The organism is Pectobacterium zantedeschiae, from assembly GCF_004137795.1.
GTDB classification, from domain to species: domain Bacteria; phylum Pseudomonadota; class Gammaproteobacteria; order Enterobacterales; family Enterobacteriaceae; genus Pectobacterium; species Pectobacterium zantedeschiae.
The window spans coordinates 154,526-172,956 of sequence record NZ_NWTM01000003.1 but is presented as its reverse complement, the minus strand read 5'-3'; the positions used below and the strand labels follow the sequence as shown (position 1 = coordinate 172,956).

The 18,431-nt window shown below is 52.4% G+C and carries 14 protein-coding genes and 1 pseudogene; 5 read left to right on the top strand and 10 right to left on the bottom strand.

Going from position 1 to position 18,431, the window contains the following annotated elements:
- The first annotated feature begins 11 nt into the window (after window positions 1-11).
- Genes dppD through CLR69_RS23460 form a run of 3 tightly spaced genes read left to right on the top strand, consistent with a single transcriptional unit; the run spans window position 12 to window position 2,208 of the window.
- Entirely contained in the window at window positions 12-992 is a 981-nt protein-coding gene (gene dppD / locus CLR69_RS18050; RefSeq protein WP_129712950.1) for a dipeptide ABC transporter ATP-binding protein, read from the top strand.
- Window positions 989-1,999, top strand: a complete 1,011-nt coding sequence (gene dppF / locus CLR69_RS18045; protein WP_129712951.1) for a dipeptide ABC transporter ATP-binding subunit DppF — start codon at window positions 989-991, stop codon at window positions 1,997-1,999. The genes dppD and dppF overlap by 4 nt, the downstream gene beginning before the upstream one ends.
- Complete coding sequence (locus CLR69_RS23460) at window positions 1,954-2,208, top strand: SymE family type I addiction module toxin (protein ID WP_422762873.1); 255 nt, start codon at window positions 1,954-1,956, stop codon at window positions 2,206-2,208. The genes dppF and CLR69_RS23460 overlap by 46 nt, the downstream gene beginning before the upstream one ends.
- Before the next feature lie 103 nt (window positions 2,209-2,311).
- Here CLR69_RS23460 and CLR69_RS18035 read toward each other — a convergent pair whose 3' ends face one another.
- From CLR69_RS18035 to CLR69_RS18000, 8 genes and pseudogenes are all read right to left on the bottom strand, one after another.
- Window positions 2,312-2,512 (bottom strand): hypothetical protein, encoded by a 201-nt coding sequence (locus CLR69_RS18035; RefSeq protein ID WP_242451657.1) that lies wholly within the window; start codon window positions 2,510-2,512, stop codon window positions 2,312-2,314.
- 453 nt (window positions 2,513-2,965) lie between these two features.
- Window positions 2,966-3,511 (bottom strand): annotated as a pseudogene (locus CLR69_RS23325) (RHS repeat-associated core domain-containing protein); the annotation flags it as partial.
- A 158-nt stretch (window positions 3,512-3,669) separates the two neighbouring features.
- On the bottom strand, window positions 3,670-4,194 hold the full coding sequence (locus CLR69_RS18025; protein ID WP_129707439.1) for a hypothetical protein: 525 nt from the start codon (window positions 4,192-4,194) through the stop codon (window positions 3,670-3,672).
- A 15-nt stretch (window positions 4,195-4,209) separates the two neighbouring features.
- Window positions 4,210-8,481 carry an RHS repeat-associated core domain-containing protein gene (locus CLR69_RS18020; RefSeq protein WP_242451655.1) on the bottom strand — a complete coding sequence of 1,424 codons (4,272 nt, stop codon included), beginning with the start codon at window positions 8,479-8,481 and terminating at the stop codon, window positions 4,210-4,212.
- Complete coding sequence (locus tag CLR69_RS18015) at window positions 8,471-8,920, bottom strand: DUF1795 domain-containing protein (protein WP_129707435.1); 450 nt, start codon at window positions 8,918-8,920, stop codon at window positions 8,471-8,473. The genes CLR69_RS18020 and CLR69_RS18015 overlap by 11 nt, the downstream gene beginning before the upstream one ends.
- Before the next feature lie 28 nt (window positions 8,921-8,948).
- Window positions 8,949-10,778 (bottom strand): type VI secretion system Vgr family protein, encoded by a 1,830-nt coding sequence (locus CLR69_RS18010; RefSeq protein ID WP_129712953.1) that lies wholly within the window; start codon window positions 10,776-10,778, stop codon window positions 8,949-8,951.
- An 89-nt stretch (window positions 10,779-10,867) separates the two neighbouring features.
- Window positions 10,868-11,386: an Hcp family type VI secretion system effector gene (locus CLR69_RS18005; RefSeq protein ID WP_012822145.1), complete on the bottom strand. Its 519-nt coding sequence runs from the start codon at window positions 11,384-11,386 to the stop codon at window positions 10,868-10,870.
- A 516-nt stretch (window positions 11,387-11,902) separates the two neighbouring features.
- Window positions 11,903-13,153 carry a valine--pyruvate transaminase gene (locus CLR69_RS18000; protein WP_129707431.1) on the bottom strand — a complete coding sequence of 417 codons (1,251 nt, stop codon included), beginning with the start codon at window positions 13,151-13,153 and terminating at the stop codon, window positions 11,903-11,905.
- Window positions 13,154-13,545: 392 nt separating this feature from the next.
- On the opposite strand from CLR69_RS18000, the gene CLR69_RS17995 reads away from it, so the two are divergent.
- Window positions 13,546-14,754: an aldose 1-epimerase family protein gene (locus CLR69_RS17995; RefSeq protein ID WP_129712954.1), complete on the top strand. Its 1,209-nt coding sequence runs from the start codon at window positions 13,546-13,548 to the stop codon at window positions 14,752-14,754.
- Between the two features lie 162 nt (window positions 14,755-14,916).
- The gene (locus CLR69_RS17990; RefSeq protein ID WP_129712955.1) at window positions 14,917-15,828 is read left to right on the top strand and encodes an EamA family transporter; all 912 of its coding nucleotides are present in this window, start codon (window positions 14,917-14,919) and stop codon (window positions 15,826-15,828) included.
- A gap of 75 nt (window positions 15,829-15,903) precedes the next feature.
- On the opposite strand, the gene CLR69_RS17985 is transcribed toward CLR69_RS17990, so the two are convergent.
- Both CLR69_RS17985 and CLR69_RS17980 read right to left on the bottom strand, forming a co-directional pair.
- The gene (locus CLR69_RS17985) at window positions 15,904-17,349 is read right to left on the bottom strand and encodes a tagaturonate reductase (RefSeq protein ID WP_129712956.1); all 1,446 of its coding nucleotides are present in this window, start codon (window positions 17,347-17,349) and stop codon (window positions 15,904-15,906) included.
- 13 nt (window positions 17,350-17,362) lie between these two features.
- Window positions 17,363-18,385, bottom strand: coding sequence for a zinc-binding alcohol dehydrogenase family protein (locus CLR69_RS17980; protein WP_129712957.1), 1,023 nt, complete (start codon window positions 18,383-18,385; stop codon window positions 17,363-17,365).
- Window positions 18,386-18,431: the final 46 nt, after the last annotated feature.

Sequence of the window (18,431 nt, the reverse complement as noted above, 5' to 3'; positions counted from 1 at the left end):
GAGGTAGAGAGATGGCGTTGCTCAATGTAGATAAACTGTCGGTTCACTTTGGTGATGAGGATCTGCCGTTTCGTGCGGTCGATCGTATCAGCTACCAGGTTGAACAAGGTCAGGTCGTCGGTATCGTCGGGGAATCCGGTTCCGGTAAGTCCGTCAGCTCGCTGGCGATTATGGGACTGATTGATTACCCCGGCAAAGTGATGGCCGACAAGCTGGAATTTAACCAGCGCGATTTAACAAAAATTTCTGAGAAAGAACGGCGTAATCTGGTGGGTTCTGAAGTCGCGATGATTTTCCAGGATCCGATGACCAGCCTTAATCCGTGCTACACCGTGGGCTACCAGATCATGGAAGCTATCAAGGTGCATCAGGGCGGTAATCGCAAAACGCGTCGCCAGCGGGCGATTGACCTACTGACGCTGGTTGGGATTCCCGATCCGGCTTCGCGTCTTGATGTGTATCCGCACCAGCTTTCCGGTGGGATGAGCCAGCGCGTGATGATAGCGATGGCGATTGCCTGTCGGCCGAAACTGCTGATTGCCGATGAACCCACCACTGCACTGGATGTGACCATTCAGGCGCAGATCATCGAACTGCTGCTGGAATTACAGCAGCGCGAGAACATGGCGCTGATCCTGATTACGCACGATTTGGCGCTGGTGGCTGAAGCGGCACATCACATCATCGTGATGTATGCCGGACAGGTGGTGGAATCAGGCAAAGCGGCGGATATTTTCAGCGCACCCCGTCATCCGTATACCCAGGCGCTGCTGCGTGCTCTGCCGGAGTTTGCGGTGGATAAAGCTCGTTTGGCATCGCTGCCGGGCGTGGTGCCGGGTAAATATGACCGCCCGAACGGCTGTCTGTTAAACCCACGCTGCCCCTATGCGCAGGACCGCTGCCGTAAGGAAGAACCTGCGCTGCGCGATATTCCTGGTCGTCAGGTGAAATGTCATACACCGCTGGATGATGCGGGGAGGCCGACCCTATGAGTGAACTGAATAAAACATCGCAACCGTATTTACTGCATGCGATCGATTTGAAAAAGCACTATCCGGTGAAAAAGGGCTTTTTTGCGCCGGAGCGGATGGTGAAAGCGCTGGATGGCGTGTCCTTTACGCTGGAGCGCGGTAAAACGCTGGCGGTGGTAGGGGAATCCGGCTGTGGGAAATCCACGTTGGGCCGCCTACTGACGATGATCGAAACACCATCAGAAGGTGAGCTGTACTATCAGGGGCAGGATCTGTTGAAGCCGGATCCGGTAGCGCAGAAACTGCGTCGACAGAAGATCCAGATCGTTTTCCAGAATCCTTACGGATCGCTGAATCCACGTAAGAAAGTCGGCCAGATCCTGGAAGAACCACTCCAGATCAATACTGAACTGTCGAAAGCTGAGCGTCGTGAAAAGGCGCTGGCGATGATGGCGAAAGTCGGGCTGAAAACGGAGCATTATGACCGCTATCCGCATATGTTCTCCGGCGGCCAGCGTCAGCGTATTGCTATCGCCCGTGGGCTGATGCTGGACCCGGACGTGGTGATTGCCGATGAGCCGGTGTCGGCGCTGGACGTGTCGGTACGTGCGCAGGTGCTGAACCTGATGATGGACTTACAGCAGGATTTAGGGCTGTCTTACGTCTTCATCTCGCACGATCTGTCCGTGGTCGAACATATCGCTGATGAAGTGATGGTGATGTATCTGGGCCGCTGTGTTGAGAAAGGCAGTAAAGATGCCATTTTCAACAACCCGCGACACCCTTATACGCAGGCGTTACTTTCCGCGACGCCGCGCCTGAACCCGGATTTACGCCGTGAGCGCATTAAGCTGATCGGTGAACTTCCTAGTCCGCTGAATCCACCGCCGGGTTGCGCGTTCAACGCTCGTTGCCAGCGCTGCTTTAGCACCTGCACGCAGTTCCAGCCGCAGTTGAAAACTTACGGTGAACAGCAGGTCGCTTGCTTCGCCGTCGATCAGGACGAGCAGGGTATAGCTGTGGCCTAGTTTGCCTTCGATGCACCCACGCCGCTTTGCTGCGGCGTGGGTGGTGGGCTTTACCTACACACTATCGCGTATGCATTTCGTTAGATTCAACCGAGCTTCGGCTATTAACCTTGAAAGGCCGCTGGCTGGAAGCGTCGGGGTTTATGACGGGGATGCCGATAACGGTGACGGTTGAGCGGGGCAGGATTGAGACCGAGATTAATCTCTGATCGTTGTAATAAACAGCAGGTAAAAAATAGCCGGAAGGATCGTTGGGATCGCTTCCGGCTCTTATTAACTTAAACAGTCAATGACCAATGCATCTAATTCAATTCAAGCGTCTTCTAATCTGAATGCGATTTCAGGCTTATTTTCTTTCCCATCAAAACTCACATATGCATTTCGTATCATTTGTGGAATGGTATATAAATAAAGCGCCAACTCCTTATCAATAAAATCATTATTTTTCAATTCATTGGATAACTTATCCAAAGACGATATTAACCCAATATAAGCATCTTCATTGAACGCCATATTGGTTCTAATTTCATCAACAAAGCTATTTTTATGATCTTTTCTTTTATTTCTTCCAACATATTATTCACCTATAAAAATCAAATTATCGCTTCTGATGGTATTTCTCCAAAGATTAATACCTCTTGGTGGGCTGCTGCTACATTTCGGGTGAATGGAGTCTGCAAATGTTCCGCAGCCTTTTGAACGTTTGATAAATCTTAAATCTTATCGCTCGGAATTTTAGACAGATCTATCTTAACAATTGGATTTGCTGCTTGGGTTCCACTATGAGTGGCGAAGTATTCTGCTGTTGATTGACTTCTAGTTGTTGATATCCACGGATCACGCGAGTGCGGTAGCTCCTGCTACATGCTGAGTCGGTGTCGTTCTATGATATGGAGTCGGCCTTGATATTCCATTGCCTGCCCGGATACTTGCTGCTTGTTCAGGAGTCACCGCCCTATGGACTATATTACATCCAGCTAACCCTTTCGGATCGATCCAACTTACAGGGTTTTTAACATATGCATAGAGGTTAAGACCACCTCTTATCCCTATCGGGTCAGGCGAAATGTAGCATCCACCGTTCGGGTCATAGTACCGAAAACGGTTATAACATAGCCCGCTTTCGCTGTCACAGTACTGTCCGGCAAAGGCGAGTCCGGGGTCGGCATTGTCTGCATAAGTGCTCTGTCGCTGGCCCCAGAGGGTGCTTTTGGGTGCCTGCCAGAGCAGGGTGCCGTCGGGTTTATACAGAGCCTGGGGTTCGCCGTTCTGGCCGCTGGTGACAAAGTCCGTTTCCCAGCTACCGTCCGTATCCTGCCGCTGCTACACCAGCAGCTCTCAGCCGTTGTGTACCCAGTGTCGACGGGCAATCAGCTCGCCGTTGCGATAATGACGTACCTCGGCGATTTGGTCGCCGTCCCACAGGTAGCGGATATCGTCCTGCGTCTGCTCACAGCGCTTGCCGGTACGCCGCCCGAACGGGTCATAGCGGTAGAACCAGCGGGAGTTGGAATAGCGGAGTGGATTAGCAAAATGTAAACCATCATTTATCGAGAACTTTCGATTCATTCAGCTAATATACTCGGAGGCCTGAAATGAATTTCATGTAAATTCTCAGAGCCGCTATTTTTCTCGATATATTATATACAGGTGACACAATAAAAATTTGACTAAACACGCCACGAAAGAGCAGATGCACTTACATCGTCATTCAGATATGCAGTTAAATATCCAATAAAATTTTTATATCTCGATTCCCCATTCGCGTCATAAACCCAAAACTCAGGCTCGACTTCATCATCAAGCCATAGCAGAAATATGGCTTCATTTCCTATATCACTGCCAGCAAACAAAGAGAGTCGATTCTCTTTAAATAATCCAAAGGCATTATTAGACCAATCATCTCTTAAACATTCGGACTGAAATTTAACTAGATCGACAAGCTCATCTTGGATAGAGTCGCCCCACAGAGCTTCCATATCACCAACGCTCAACCAATTACCATGGGTGGCATTTTCCCATCTTCCGTAGCATTGAAAACGCTCACTAAGCATAGGGCTAGAATCTCTATACACGCCTTTGATTAGCGTCGGTATCTTCCCCTGAAAAATAGATTCAGGAGAATTTGGTTTGATAAAAAAATCACTATCAATTTTTTTCTTCTTTTCAATTACAGAATTTATTTTTTCTTTCATAAAACACTCCGGAATTTAAATAAGAATCACTTTAGAGTATATGGTCCCAACAGGAACTGCTTGAGTAGCCCCACCGATATAACTATTCACTCTAGACAGGAGCGGAATTATTGGCCCTTCAGTTGCACCGCCCCATCCAACATCAGGGGTATGGCCCGGAGCTGTGCCTTTTGGATATAATTCAGGTGTTGCTCTCTTCGCTGCGTTAGCTGCATTATTAGCAGAAGCGCGCATTTCTGGACTGACAGCTTGCCTTGTCATTGAGCCTCCATTAGCCTGAATTTGCGCATTCCAATCTGCAACATGCTTCTGTAGTGCCAAGTCTTCGGCTGAATCTGGCAAAAATTTGTTTTTAATGCTTAGCACCCCATCTTTATCAACACTTGCACACCCAGCCAACCCAAACGGATCAACCCAACTGACAGGGTTATGCACATACCCATAGTTATTATCACCCCCCGCAATCCCTATCGGGTCAGGCGAAACGTAGCATCCACCGTTCGGGTCATAGTACCGAAAACGGTTATAACATAGCCCGCTTTCGCTGTCACGGTACTGTCCGGCAAAGGCGAGTCCGGGGTCGGCATTGTCTGCATAAGTGCTCTGTCGCTGGCCCCAGAGGGTGCTTTTGGGAACCTGCCAGAGCAGGGTGCCGTCGGGTTTGTACAGAGCCTGGGGTTCGCCGTTCTGGCCGCTGGTGACAAAGTCCGTTTCCCAGCTACCGTCTGTATTCTGGCGCTGCTGCACCAGCAGCTCCCAGCCGTTGTGTACCCAGTGTCGACGGGCAATCAGCTCGCCGTTGCGATAATGACGTACCTCGGCGATTTGATCGCCGTCCCACAGGTAGCGGATATCGTCCTGCGTCTGCTCACAGCGCTTGCCGGTACGCCGCCCGAACGGGTCATAGCGGTAGAACCAGCGTTCGCCGTTCGGTGTGTCGACTACCCGTAGCTGATTACGGCTGTCCCAGCGGTAGTGCCACACCTGTGGCCGATAGCCCGGCTGCACCACCTGCTTGCGAATGAGCCGCCCGGCTTTGTCGTACTGGTAGTGGGTGTTGTCCTGCTGGGTCAGTCGCCCGGCCTGCCACTCGGTGAGTCGGGTCGCATCCTGTGGCAGCCCGCTGCGGGTGTAGCGATACTCCTCTTCGGTATTAATGGTCCGCCCTGCGCCGCCGCTCAGTACGGACAGCACGCGCCCGCTGGCATCAAGCTTATAGCCTGCCGCCTCGCGGTTGCGCCGGGTGCCGGTCAGATTGCCCGCACCGTCGTACAGGTATTCCCGGGTCTGGGTCGGTTGCAGGCGACCGCCCACCGTCTGACCGCTCATCTCGCGCGTCAGCCAGCCCATCGCATCATATTCACGTTGCTGCATAAATCCAGCGTGGCTGTGGCGTGCTGCCTCTCGGCCTGCGGCATCATGAGCAAGGGTGAGTTCCGCTCCATCCGGCAACATGACCTGCCGCAGTTCGCCTGTCGCGCTGTAGCAGAAAGAACTGGTCAGTGTCGCGCTGTCTTCTTCACCTTCCCAGTACAGGCTGCGGGTAACGGTGTGCGATGCGTCCTGATAGTGGCGTCGGATTACCGAACCGCTGTTGTGCTCCTCTACCACACGGTCGCGCTCGTCATACGCCAACTGGATATGACTGGTTGCGGACGTGACTTCAGTCAGTCTGCCAGCGGCGTCATAGCGATAATGCAGGGTATCGTCCGGCGCGGTTTCTTTGATGAGCAGCCCGCGTCCGTCATACAGGAAGTGGCGGGTTTCACCTTCGCCATTACGAACAGTGATGCAGTGTCCGTCTTCGTCATAGCCATAGTGGGTTTCCGTACCGGTCATGTCCCGTTCGCGGATAACCCGCGCATCCGCATCCAGCCACCACTGCCACTGGTTACCATCCGGTGCGGTGACGCACACCAGTTGCTGGCTGTCTTTGTCGTACTCGTACTGCCAGGTGCGACCTGCCGCATCGGTACGTGATGTCAGCAAATCAAACGGGCCGTAGGTTTGTGCCCATACCGCGCCGTTGCCGTCGGTATAGTTCAGCAGGTTGTTGTGCTTGTCGTACTGGCGCTGCTCTTGTTTGTCATCTGGACGCAGCAGTTGCTCCGGCAGTTTCCAGCTTGCACGGCGGTAGCCAAGCCGATAGGTCGAGCCATCCGGTCGTGTCCAGGTGGTCAGTCTGTCCTGCTGGTCATAACGCAGTTGCTGGGTACGGGATTCCGCATCTGTGGCGCTCAGCAGGCGCTGACGGTGGTCGTAAAACAGACTGGCCTGCACCTGACCGTCCTGGTCACTGATTTCAGTCAGCAGTCCGTAGCGGTTCCACGCAAAGCGCACTTCGCTGTTGTCGGGTCCGGTGAGGCTCTGCGGGTCGCCTTTATTGTCGTACTGCCACGCCCAGTGGCGCCCGAGCGGGTCGGTGATACCGATAAGCCGCTCATGGTCATCGTAATCGTAGTACCACGAGTGGCCGCTACCGTCGGTGAAGGTGCTGACCAGTCCGGTATCATCCTGATAGGCAAATTCCACCACCCGACCCGCCGGAGAGATTTCCCGCCGCAGGTTGCCAACATCATCATATTCATAGCGAGTAACGTGCCCGAGCGGGGATTTCTCCCACGCCATCAGGTACAGGTCGTTGAAACCGTATTCATGGCGTTGACCCAGCCCATCGGTCATCACCACACGGTCAGCCAGGTACTCGAAATTCGCCGTCAGGTAGCCGTCGGCACAGGTGGTATAAACGCAGCGTCCCTGATGGTCGTATTCATATCGTGCCCAGGTTTTGTCGTTGTCGTGCCAGCGGGTCAGACGGTTATGGTTGTCGTAGTCGTAGAACAGGTGATAGGCATGGGCGGCATCCGCTTCGACCAGCCGTCCTTGCTCATCCTGTCGGTATTCGGCCAGCAGAGTCTTCTGGCCGCCATCAATACGCTGTACCTGACGCAGAAATTCCCCCTGCCACACCAACAGCAGTTCGATGCCGTCGCTGTGCCGCACCTTACGCAAATAGCCTTTGGGGTCACGGAGAAAGTCGATATGGTTCTGGTGATTGTCGGTGATTGCCGACAACAGTCGCTGGTCGCCCTGTTTGACGGTAAAGGCGCGCCAGGTTTGGCTATCACGGTGCCACAGGTGAAAACCGTTATGCCGTCGCAGCAGTTTGAATTCGGGGTACTCGGCGCAGTACACCACGGAGGCACCTATCTCGAAGGTGAAGTCGATGTCATAACCCTGTGCCAGCGTAATGGTGACATGGGTATTTCCGTCATCGTGGATCACGGTCGCGATTTCGCTCCAGCTATCCTGCCAACCGTGGCCTAATAGCCCCGTATGGGGAGAAGCAGTACGGTAAGTGCGCTCGAACACCAGTGGGATAGTCTGCCCCAGTTCAATATCGGTGCGGCTTTCAATCACCTCACCGCTGGCGATATACACCGGATCTGCCTTGAAGGCCGCTTTAGCATGAGAAAAACGGGCCAATCCTTTGCTGCGGATAAAGGCTGTCGTCGCACAGCGCGTCTTTTGCGCCAGTCTCTTACCTGCCCAGAGTGCGCCAGCGCTCAGCCCTTTCATCACCGCTTTCGGGCCGCGAAAGAATAACTTCCCCAACCCACGAAACAGGCCACGGGTTGGCGGCACCAGAAACTCCACCGCAATCAGCAGCGCTTTTTGCCAGCCGCTGAATTCGTCCTGTATCTCCAGTACGGTAGCCTGACCGGAGCCAAAGAATACCGTCGAGGCACCGTCCTTGATGGTGGCACCACATACGGTTTTGTCGCCAACCCGCGCCGCCGGATGACCGTTCACGAAGACGGTTTCACTACCCTGTGCAATCAGTTGGGGACCGTTGTGTTTGGTACAGAGAACGACATCGACTTCAGCACGGGAAACCGGATTCCCTTCCACCGACACATTCGGTGATCCACTGTCCACTTTCCCCGCAGGCGGTGAAGCACTATCTACCATGGCGGACACTCGCCCACTGACCGCCGATATCAGACTCCCCGCCCCTAGTACTGCCAGCCCGCCGACAACGGCAATCGCCAGTCCGCCGGTGACGCCCACCAGTGCAACGGCCACTGCCGCGACCGCTGCGGCGACCAACGCACCGGCAACGGCACCGAGCAATGCTCCCAGAAAGCTGCTGTGTTTGATCGGCTTGCCTGGTGAGGTAGGCGGTGAGCCACTGCCGGGTGCCGGTAAGTCAGGTGGTAGTGTGGGCCGATTGCCCGCGTGCATGGCTCCGACACGCGCAATGCGGGCCAGAATTTCATCGCGCATCGCGGCCTACCTTATCCTCCGGTGCGACAGGCGGCTCAGTGGTTTTAAAGGTTTCAATCACAGCCAGCAATTCAGCTTTACGGATATCGCTTAATACATCCGCCGCAGTAATCGTGAAGGTCAACAACAAGCTGCCGCGAACTTGCATTACCACCACCTGATGCATCTGACCTTCCGGTGACTGCCAGGTGTATTCCAGCGCCGGGGCTGGCGCTCCCGCCAGCGTCAACTCCCAGGCCAGCACTTCTTTGTAACCGTTGAGATGGGTAGAAAATTGCTCCAGCGTTTTCTTATAGACCGATTCGGGTGTTTGACCAGATTCAGTCGGGGTGCGGTTAACCACCAGATTGGTGGTTTCATCAGGCAGTACAAAAACGTGCAGGGATTCATCACGCCACTGTGCCGGAATAGCCAGCGAGCCTTCGTTCATCTGATACATGTTCACGTGTCCTTGTTGTTCTTGTTGTTCAGTTCAGGTCGATTTGCTGGCCGTTAATGACAATGTGGGTGCCCTTGATGTTGATGACCCCGTCTGCGCCGATACCAATAAATCCCTTGTCAGTTGCTATCAGGATGTCCCCCTTCTGCGACTGGATGGCGATATTGTTTTTCACCTGTAGGCTGTCGTTGTCATCCACGGTAGTACTGCGGTTTTTGGTGACGGCAATAGTCTGCTGCCCCTGAATTTCGGTGGACTGATCTTTCACCACCGACACCGCCTGATTACCGCCGACGCTTTCGGTATGGTCGGCGGTCACGCCGGTTGTACGGTTATTCAGTACGACGGTATTCATGTCTTTCTGGGCATGGATAAACACTTCTTCCTGACCAGCCTGATCTTCAAAACGCAGTTCGTTGAACCCGGCGCCTTTGTGGGTCGTGGTACGCAGTGTCGTGCGCGTCTTGTTGGCGGGTAACGGATAGGGTGATGGATTGGTGGCATGGAAGGTTCTGCCCGTCACGATAGGCTGATCTGGGTCGCCTTCGAGGAAGCTGACGATGACCTCATGGCCGATGCGCGGGATGGCGATCAGGCCGTATTGACCGCCTGCCCAGCCTTGGCTGACACGTACCCAGCAGGAGCTCTGGTCGTCGCTGGAACCGTATCTGTCCCACGGGAATTGCAGCTTAATTCTGCCGTATTCGTCGCAGTAGATTTCTTCACCAGCAGGGCCGACTACCGTTGCGATTTGCGGGCCGTCTACCATCGGCTTGTACGGTAGGTCCGCACGCCAGGTAGTGCTGGCTTTCACGACTTCGAAGCTGTTGCTGTAGGTGGTCGGTTCGCCACCGCTTTCTTCTTCCAGCGCCTGAGGCTGCTGCCCGCTGTGCGTGATAGCAACCAGTTGCCAGGCGATATTGAGCGTCGGATTGGGGTGTTCGGTTAAGGTAAAACTGCTACCCGGCATCAGCTCTGCGGCATTGGATTCGCCCGAACCGGTCATTGCTCCTGCTCGCAGGGCATCCAGCCGATAGCCAGTGAAGGCTTTACCGCTCGGGTCTTGTTTAAAACGACCGGGGTAATCGAAATGCTGATAGCTTTCGCGTTGGTGTTCCAGCTCTCCGCTCGTCTTGCTATGCAGCAGGCCGTAGGCTGGGGTTTTAAAGCTGTAGTCTTTGAGTGCTACTTCGGCAGTCCGCACTGCTTCGGCATAGCGGAAGCGATTGACGTACGCCCCTTCGCTTAGCCCCTGTGTGGCAAGGTTGAAAAACAGCTCAGAGCCTTTGGCCAGCGCACCCGCATCGTCGGCAAAGACCAGCCGGTGTTTGTTTTCCTCAAATTCGTGGAAGAAGTACAAGCCTTCCTCTGCGGCTAGCCGAGTGATAAAGGCTAAATCGCTTTCTCGATACTGCACGCAGTATTCCCGCACCGCATGCTCGTTGCGCAGCGCAAAGGCGTAGTCGGTGATACCTGCTTCTTCCAGCAGTGCGCCGATAATTGCTTCTGGTTTTTGTGCCTGAAAGATGCGGGCATTAGTGCGTAACCCGAGACGCCACACGGCAGGACGGACTTCTGCCTGATAGCGCGTGCGGCGAAAGCCGGTGTCACCCTGTGCGAACGCGCTGACAATACCGCTTACTCGTCTTTGGAGTTCGCCCTCGTACCACACCAGAAGTTCACAGGGTTGGTCGAGAACATCGCCAAAATCGATCCCCGGTAAGGGGCTGGCCAAATTCAGCGACAGGGCAAACGGCTGGTTGAGCGCCTCGCTGAGCTGAAAATCCACCACGGCAAAAGTCGATGCAGGCAATGCCCCGACCTTAACGGTGAACTGTAATCCTGTACTGTTTGCCATCCGTCCTCCTGATGCTGTCATCCACACTCAGGCATGGCGTGGCCATGGCTCAATGCAGAAAACCCGGGCAAGCCCGGGTTAAATAGGAATTACGCTTCGACCGGCGCACGCCAGTCATCAGAACCAGAAGTACCGGCAACGGTGTGTTCCCAGTCAATTTTGCGGTAGGCCAGCGACACTTCAATCAGTTGGGTGTAGTCCAGCTTCGCTGGATCCTGGCAGTGTGGCATCTGGCAGTTAACGTCAACGATGGTGGCGTCGGTCAGAACGGTAGAGAAGAAGTGCTCTTGTTTACCTTCAACCGATGTGCGGTACCATTTCAGAGTCACGGTCGGCAGCATTTCACCAGACGCCAGGGCGTTGTACATCAGCGGAACGGCTTTGTTCAGCGCGACAGTAAATTTGAATGGCTTGTGTACGCGTTGACCGGATGGCTGACCAGACTGTGGGTCGGTCGGTACGGTGACGATGTGTTTGAATTCCTGTACCAGCATTTCGTCTTCGTGGCCTTCCACATAGATGTTGCCGACAGAATCAGACGTGAAAGCACCAGCGGTGATGTTGCCCTGCGTTTTACCTTCGATGCTGATATAGCATGGAGTTGGCATAGTCTTGCTCCTTGTTGTTGAACGGGATTAGTAACTTCGCTGTTCACATAGCAATTCGCATGCCATGTTTTATCTATTTGTTTTGTATGTAAATTTACCTAATTAAAATTTTCACTAAGCAAAATTTGAGCAAGAAGTTGCGCAGACTTCCCGAATCGTTTGCAAACATTGCGCAAAAAGTGATTTCAACTAGAAAGTGAGCAATAAGTTGCGTGAGGTGCGTATTTATTCTGAAAATTTTAGTTAAGTGTGTGAGATTACTGTCTCTTTTGAATGAATTAACTATTAATCTGGAATAAACGAATGTTATTACCGATTGAAAATGAAAAAAATAATTCAAGAATTAATCGTTAGTAGCCTGATGTTGTGGCCAGTAATCATGGGATGGCAAGAATAGGGAGAATGAATACAAAGGGGGAAATGTCTGGTGTTGCTGTGTTGAAAGCGGGTGACAAAACAAAAACGGTGGGAGCATGCCCCACCGTATTCAGCTCAATAACGACCTGTCGCCGACAGTCAGCCTTCCTGTATCGCCTTTTCGACTTCTTCTGCCAGAATCGCAATACCGCGTTCGATTTTTTCCGGCTCCGGCACGTAGTTCATGCGCATGCATTGATGAGCATGTGGCCATTCCTGCTCCAGACCGGGGAAGAAATAGTGACCCGGTACCATGAGGACGCCGCGTTTTTTCAGGCGCTGGTACAGGATTTCCGTCGTGATGGGGAGATCCTTGAACCACAACCACAGGAAGATGGCGCCTTCTGGTTTATGAATCAGGCACTGCTCGGGTGACAGATAGCGACGAATAATGGCGATAGTCTCCGTCACGCGTTGCTGATAGAACGGGCGTACGACGTCGTTAGATAAGCGAAGCAGATCGCCACGCTGAATCATCTCATGCGCCAGCGCTGGGCCAATTGCGCCTGGAGACAAGCTAATGATGCCGTTCATATTGCCAATTGCCGAAATCACCTTTTCATCCGCAATCACAATGCCGCAGCGCGAGCCGGGCAGGCCCAGTTTGGACAGGCTCATGCACAGGATGATATTCGGGTTCCACAGCGGCGTAGCATCGCTGAAGATGATGCCGGGGAAAGGCACACCATAGGCGTTATCAATCAGCAGAGGGATATTGTGCTGCTGTGCCAGAATATCCAGACGCATTAGCTCGTCGTCGGTCAGCACGTTACCGGTCGGATTGGTCGGGCGTGATACGCAGACGAGCCCGATATCATCGGTAATCGACAGATGATCGAAATCGACGTGATATTTAAATTGCCCTTCAGGCAACAGTTCGATTTGCGGGCGAACGGAAACGAACATGTCTTCGTCCAGTCCAGAATCTGAATAGCCGATATATTCCGGTGCCAGTGGAAACAGTACCTTTTTTAGGCTGCCATCGCTGTGGCGACCAGCAAACAGATTAAATAAGTAGAAAAACGCACTCTGGCTGCCATTTGTCAGCGCAATGTTCTGTGGTCCAATCTGCCAACCTAATTCATTACTCAGGAGCTCGGCCAGCGCATTAAGCAGTGTATCTTTGCCTTGCGGGCCGTCGTAGTTGCATAGCGCTTCCGTTAATTTCCCTTGCTCCAGCATTTCCTGACACAGCTTTTGGAAGTAGCTATCCATCTCTGGAATGTGCGCCGGATTGCCGCCCCCCAGCATGATTGCGCCTGGCGTACGCAGCCCTTCGTTCAGATCGTCCATTAACTGAGTGATGCCAGCGTGGCGCGTGAATTTCTTGCCGAAAAGAGAAAAGTTCATAGTTTATTTATCAGTGGTCGTACACAGGTTAGCGGCAACCATAGCGCTTGCGCTAATAGGGTGCAATGTGGTCAAAAAACAATCCGGTAATTTTTTATCCTGTAATAATAAGATATTTAAGCATGAATTGCTGATGATCTCGTTGTCGGGAAAATGCTTTTAGGCGGCATGCTTTATTTTGCTGAAACGATGTCAGCTATTTCCGATCAATATCTCAATTTTTCTGCAAAAATGGTTTCTATTTACAGGTAATTAGTGAGTCTAGTCAGATAAATAACGCATCAATGCTGAATTTTTCCATCTGGTGATAGTTATCACATTCTGACCATCCGCTGATTTGTAGTCTTTAGCTCGCATTAGCTAAAACAATTCAGCAAAGAGGGACGGTTAACATGAAAAAATTACTGGCTATGGGTATTACACTGGCGCTGACATCATGGCAATTATCGGCGCAGACGTTTGTGCTGACAGATGCTGAAAGCAGCGTAGAAAAGGGAAATTGGCAAATCAGCAGTGATGCTCTGAAGATCAAGAATCAGCATTTCAGCATTGAGCAAAAAGTCCTGCACGGTGGACGTCAGGAAGGCAGTAAAGTGATTACGATTACCAGTCAGGACGGACTGAAAATTGCCCTCAGCCCGACGCGAGGGATGAACTTATTGCATGCGGCAGGTAAAAACATCCGTTTGGGGTGGGATTCGCCGGTTGATGAGGTCGTCAATCCGAATACCATCAATCTGGAAAGCCGTAATGGATTGGGCTGGCTGGAAGGTTTCAATGAGATGATGGTGCGCTGCGGCTTTGAATGGACGGGGCACCCTGTCGTTAGTGATGGCATGATCTACACCCTGCATGGCCGTGCGGGTAATACGCCTGCCTCAAAAGTGGTGGTGGAAGTCAGCGATAGCGCGCCGTATACCATTACGGTGCGTGGGCTGCTGAAAGAAAACAGCTTTAAGAAGTCGAATCTGGAAACCTGGACCGAGCTGCGTTACGTTCCCGGCAGCGAGTCGTTTACCGTACATGATGTATTGACCAATAAAGCCGACTACGCGCGCGACTATCAGATTATCTACCACAGCAATTTCGGCACGCCGATTCTGGAAGACGGTGCGCGTTTCCTCGCGCCAGTAAAAGAGATTTCTCCGTTTAATGACCACGCCAAAGCGGGTCTGGCAACCTGGCAAACCTACAAAGGGCCGACAAAAGACTTTGATGAGATGGTGTTCAACATTACGCCATATACCGATTCGCAAGGAAAAACGCTGGCGGCGCTAGTAAACAAGGCGGGAGATAAGGGCGTGTCGATTGCCTTTGATACTCATCAGCTACCGCTGCTGACGCTGTGGAAGAATACGGATACGGAAAAACAAGGCTATGTGACAGGGATCGAACCCGGCACCAACTACGCCTATCCCGTCACGATTGAACGTGAGCAAGGGCGAGTCAAAAAGTTACAGCCCGGCCAGAGCACCACGTTTGAGCTGACGTACAGTCTGTTGAGTAGCGCAGATGCGGTACAAAAAACGGAACAGAAAGTGAAAGCCATTCAGGGCGACAATAAAACTACGCTGACGGAAAAACCGATCGCCGTCGAGTAACCGCCATCTATGCCGACTACTAATGTGGTGGTCGGCCTTCTCACATTATGCTCACGCTTAGTCATCATCACGTAACGCCATAATTATCTTTTCTTATCCGTTTTCTCATTTTACGCGTACCTTGAGGAAGGCATTTGTTACGAATTTGATCAGGGGATGAGGATGTCGTTGAAAGATGCGCTGCTTGCGCTATGTGTTGTCGTGTTATGGGGTGTGAATTTTGTCGTGATTAAAGTCGGGCTGAATGACATGCCACCTTTTTTACTGGCAGGGCTGCGTTTCTCGCTGGTGGCGCTCCCGGCTATTTTATTTGTTCCTTTCCCGCGTATTCCTCTGAAATGGCTGCTCGCCTATGGCATGACAATTAGCTTTGGCCAGTTTGGTTTCTTGTTTCTCGCCATCAAGCTAGGCATGCCTGCGGGAATTGCATCGCTGGTGTTGCAGGCTCAGGCCTTCTTTACACTGCTGGTTGGTGCGGTATTGCTGTCGGAAAAGCTGCGCTGGAATCATGTTGTCGGCATTCTGGTGGCGGCAATAGGGATGGTGGTGCTGGCTGAAGGGCGTACGGCGCTGCAAACGTCATCCGGTATGACAACCACGACCCTGCTGCTGACGCTGGCGGCAGCACTGTCATGGGCGGTGGGTAACATCATCAATAAAATTATCATGAGTAAAAACAGCGATGTGCGAATTATGTCGCTGGTAGTGTGGGGCGCTCTGGTTCCTGTTGTGCCGTTCTTCATGAGTTCCTGGCTATTTGAAGGCAGAGAAGCGATTGTCCATAGTCTAACCACTATCCAACTGCCAACGATCTTATCTCTGGTGTATCTGGCGTTTGCCGCAACGATCATTGGCTATGGGATTTGGGGAAGCCTGCTGGCGCGCTATGAAACCTGGCGCGTGGCTCCCTTGTCGCTGCTGGTGCCGGTGGTTGGGTTGGTTAGCGCCGCCGTTTTTCTTGGTGAATCTCTCTCGCTATTACAGATCGTGGGCGCGGTGCTGATTATGGTCGGTTTGTTGGTGAATGTGTTTGGCGCACGGCTGCGTTCATGGCGATCCGTGCGGCAGTCATAGCGGCGCAGTCGAACGATTTGGGTATGTATTATCGTGCAAGGGAAAACAGCGCCCGCCGGGCGCTGTCGATCATCATTATCCCCGCGCTTTCACCGCCTGACGCATCCCTTGCGCCAAAATATCGCTCAGATCGGCCGCCACCTGATCCACTAAACCTGACCGCTGAGTGAGATCTTCACCCCAGTGTGCGGTATCTGTGAGCACCTCGTTGACCAATTCATGCACGGTTAGATTGGTTCCCACGCGTGGCCACAGCTGGCGGTAACGGGTGAGCCACTGCTCATCATCCTGCAAAGGATAAGTCTCGCCCACTCGTTCTCCGCGGTAGAAGGCAATCAGCGCGGCCAGGGCAAACGTCAACCGCGTCGGAAAGCGCCCGTTGCGGTGACCTGCCAGCAACTGTGGCAGAATTCGTGTGCGGAATTTAGTCATGCCATTGAGTGCGATGGAGAGCAACTGATGGCGAATGTAGGGGTTCTGAAAGCGCCCTGTGACGGCATCGGCAAATTCACGTAACTCATTCGCCGGTAAATCCAGCACCGGGATGATCTCTTGATGTAGCGTATTTTCTACAAAGCGACGCACATCGCTATCCTGCATGGCTTCACCTACCGTATCCAGCCCGCATAGCCAGGCAACCGGAACCAGAGCGGTGTGTGCACCATTCAGAATTGCCACTTTACGTTCTTTATACGGCCTGATGTCGTCAACAATGCGGATATTCAACGGGTATTCCGCAAGTTTCAGCTCATCCGCCAGCCAGTTGGGGCCTTGAATCACAAAGAGATAAAAATGCTCGGCGGTATCCAGAAAGGCATCGTGGTAGCCCAGTTTTTCTTCCAGCGCTGACGATTCTTCACGTGGATATCCCGTTACGATTCTGTCCACGAGTGTGGAACAGAAGGTATTTGCCGTCTCAATCCAGTCAATAAACGCGGGTGAGAGTTGCCATTCTTGAGCATAGCGCAGGACCAGAGCTTTGAGCGCCTCGCCGTTATAGTCGATCAGTTCGCAGGGGATAATGACCCAGCCTTTATTGCTATCACCGTTAAAATGCGTAAAGCGTTCCAGCAACAGGCGTGTCAGTTTGGCAGGAAAGCTGACGGGTGGCGTATCGTTGACGCTGTCGCCAGCGTGATAGCTGATGCCCGCTTCCGTGGTGTTTGAAAAAACAAAACGAATGGCGGCGTTATGGGCCAGTGCCAGGTAATCGGCAAAATGCTGATACGGGTTAATCTCGTTATTAACCGAGCGGATCAGGCGCGCATCGCTGACGGCCTCACCCTGTTCATTAAGTCCACGAATGACCGTGGTGTAAAGCCCATCTTGCGTATTGAGCGATGGCGGAAAATCCGTATTGATGGGGCGTACAATCGTCACGCCCGCCTGAAGGTCGGTCTTCTCATTCAGAATATCTAACTGCCAGTCCACAAAGGCGCGCAGGAAGTTACCTTCACCAAACTGAATCACTTTTGTTGGGTAACCTACGCCGGGAAAGTCCTTCCGGTTTAATGTCTTCATGATTATTCCCTCATCAGAATGTGATGACGCCTTTGATCAGCGCACGGTTGTTAATGACATCCTTTTCATAGATGTCAGCCAGTGTGGCAAAGGGATAACGGTGCGTCAGCATCATTTCTGCGGTGAGTTTACCTTCAGACATCAAGCGGCCCACTTTGGCGAAATCTTCCGGTGTGGCGTTACGACTGCCCATCATCGTGGTCTCTTTCTTGTGGAATTCAGGATCGGAGAACTGCAAATCACCTTTAAACAGACCGACAAACACGATGCTGCCACCGTGGCGGATCAGGTTAATGGTGTTGTTCATCGCATGCTGATTGCCCGTGGCATCAATCACTTTTTCTGCTAGTGAACCGCCAAATTCGGCGCGTAGCTGGGCCTCAAAATCCTCGGCAGAGGGATCGACGACCGAAAGATTCAGGTGGGCAATAACGTGCTCGCGGCGTGCAGCACTGGTATCTGCGACAACCACGTGAGCGCCGTCTGCTTTGGCGATGGCTGCTGCGCCGAGGCCAATCGGTCCGGCACCGACGACCAGCACCTGTTCACCCTGTAACACCTTTGCCCGACGAACGGCGTGTGCACTAATGGCGTAGGGTTCGATTAATGCCGCCGCTTGTGGATCGATCCCTTCTGCGAGCAGTAAGTTTGTGGCTGGAACCGCTAAATATTCGCTAAATCCGCCGTCCTGATGTACGCCAATCACTGAAATTTTCTCGCAGCAGTTGGTACGACCGCTCTTGCAGGCTGGGCATTGCTGACAGGCTACATAGGGAATGACGGCAACCTGCTGACCTTTTTTAAATTGATGTGCATTTTTTCCTGTATCGACAACTTCACCACATATTTCGTGACCTAATACGCGCGGGTAGCTAAAAAAAGGTTGATTCCCTCCCCAGGCATGAATATCTGTTCCACAAATGCCGACAGACTTAATTTTAATTAATGTTTCACCCTCGCCTGGAATAGGTATTTCACGTTCTTTCCAGACTAATTTTTTCGGTTCCTGGCAAATCAATGTATTCATTGTTGACATGATTATTCTCTCCTGTTTTTTGTTTTTTCAGATATTGATGAAAAAA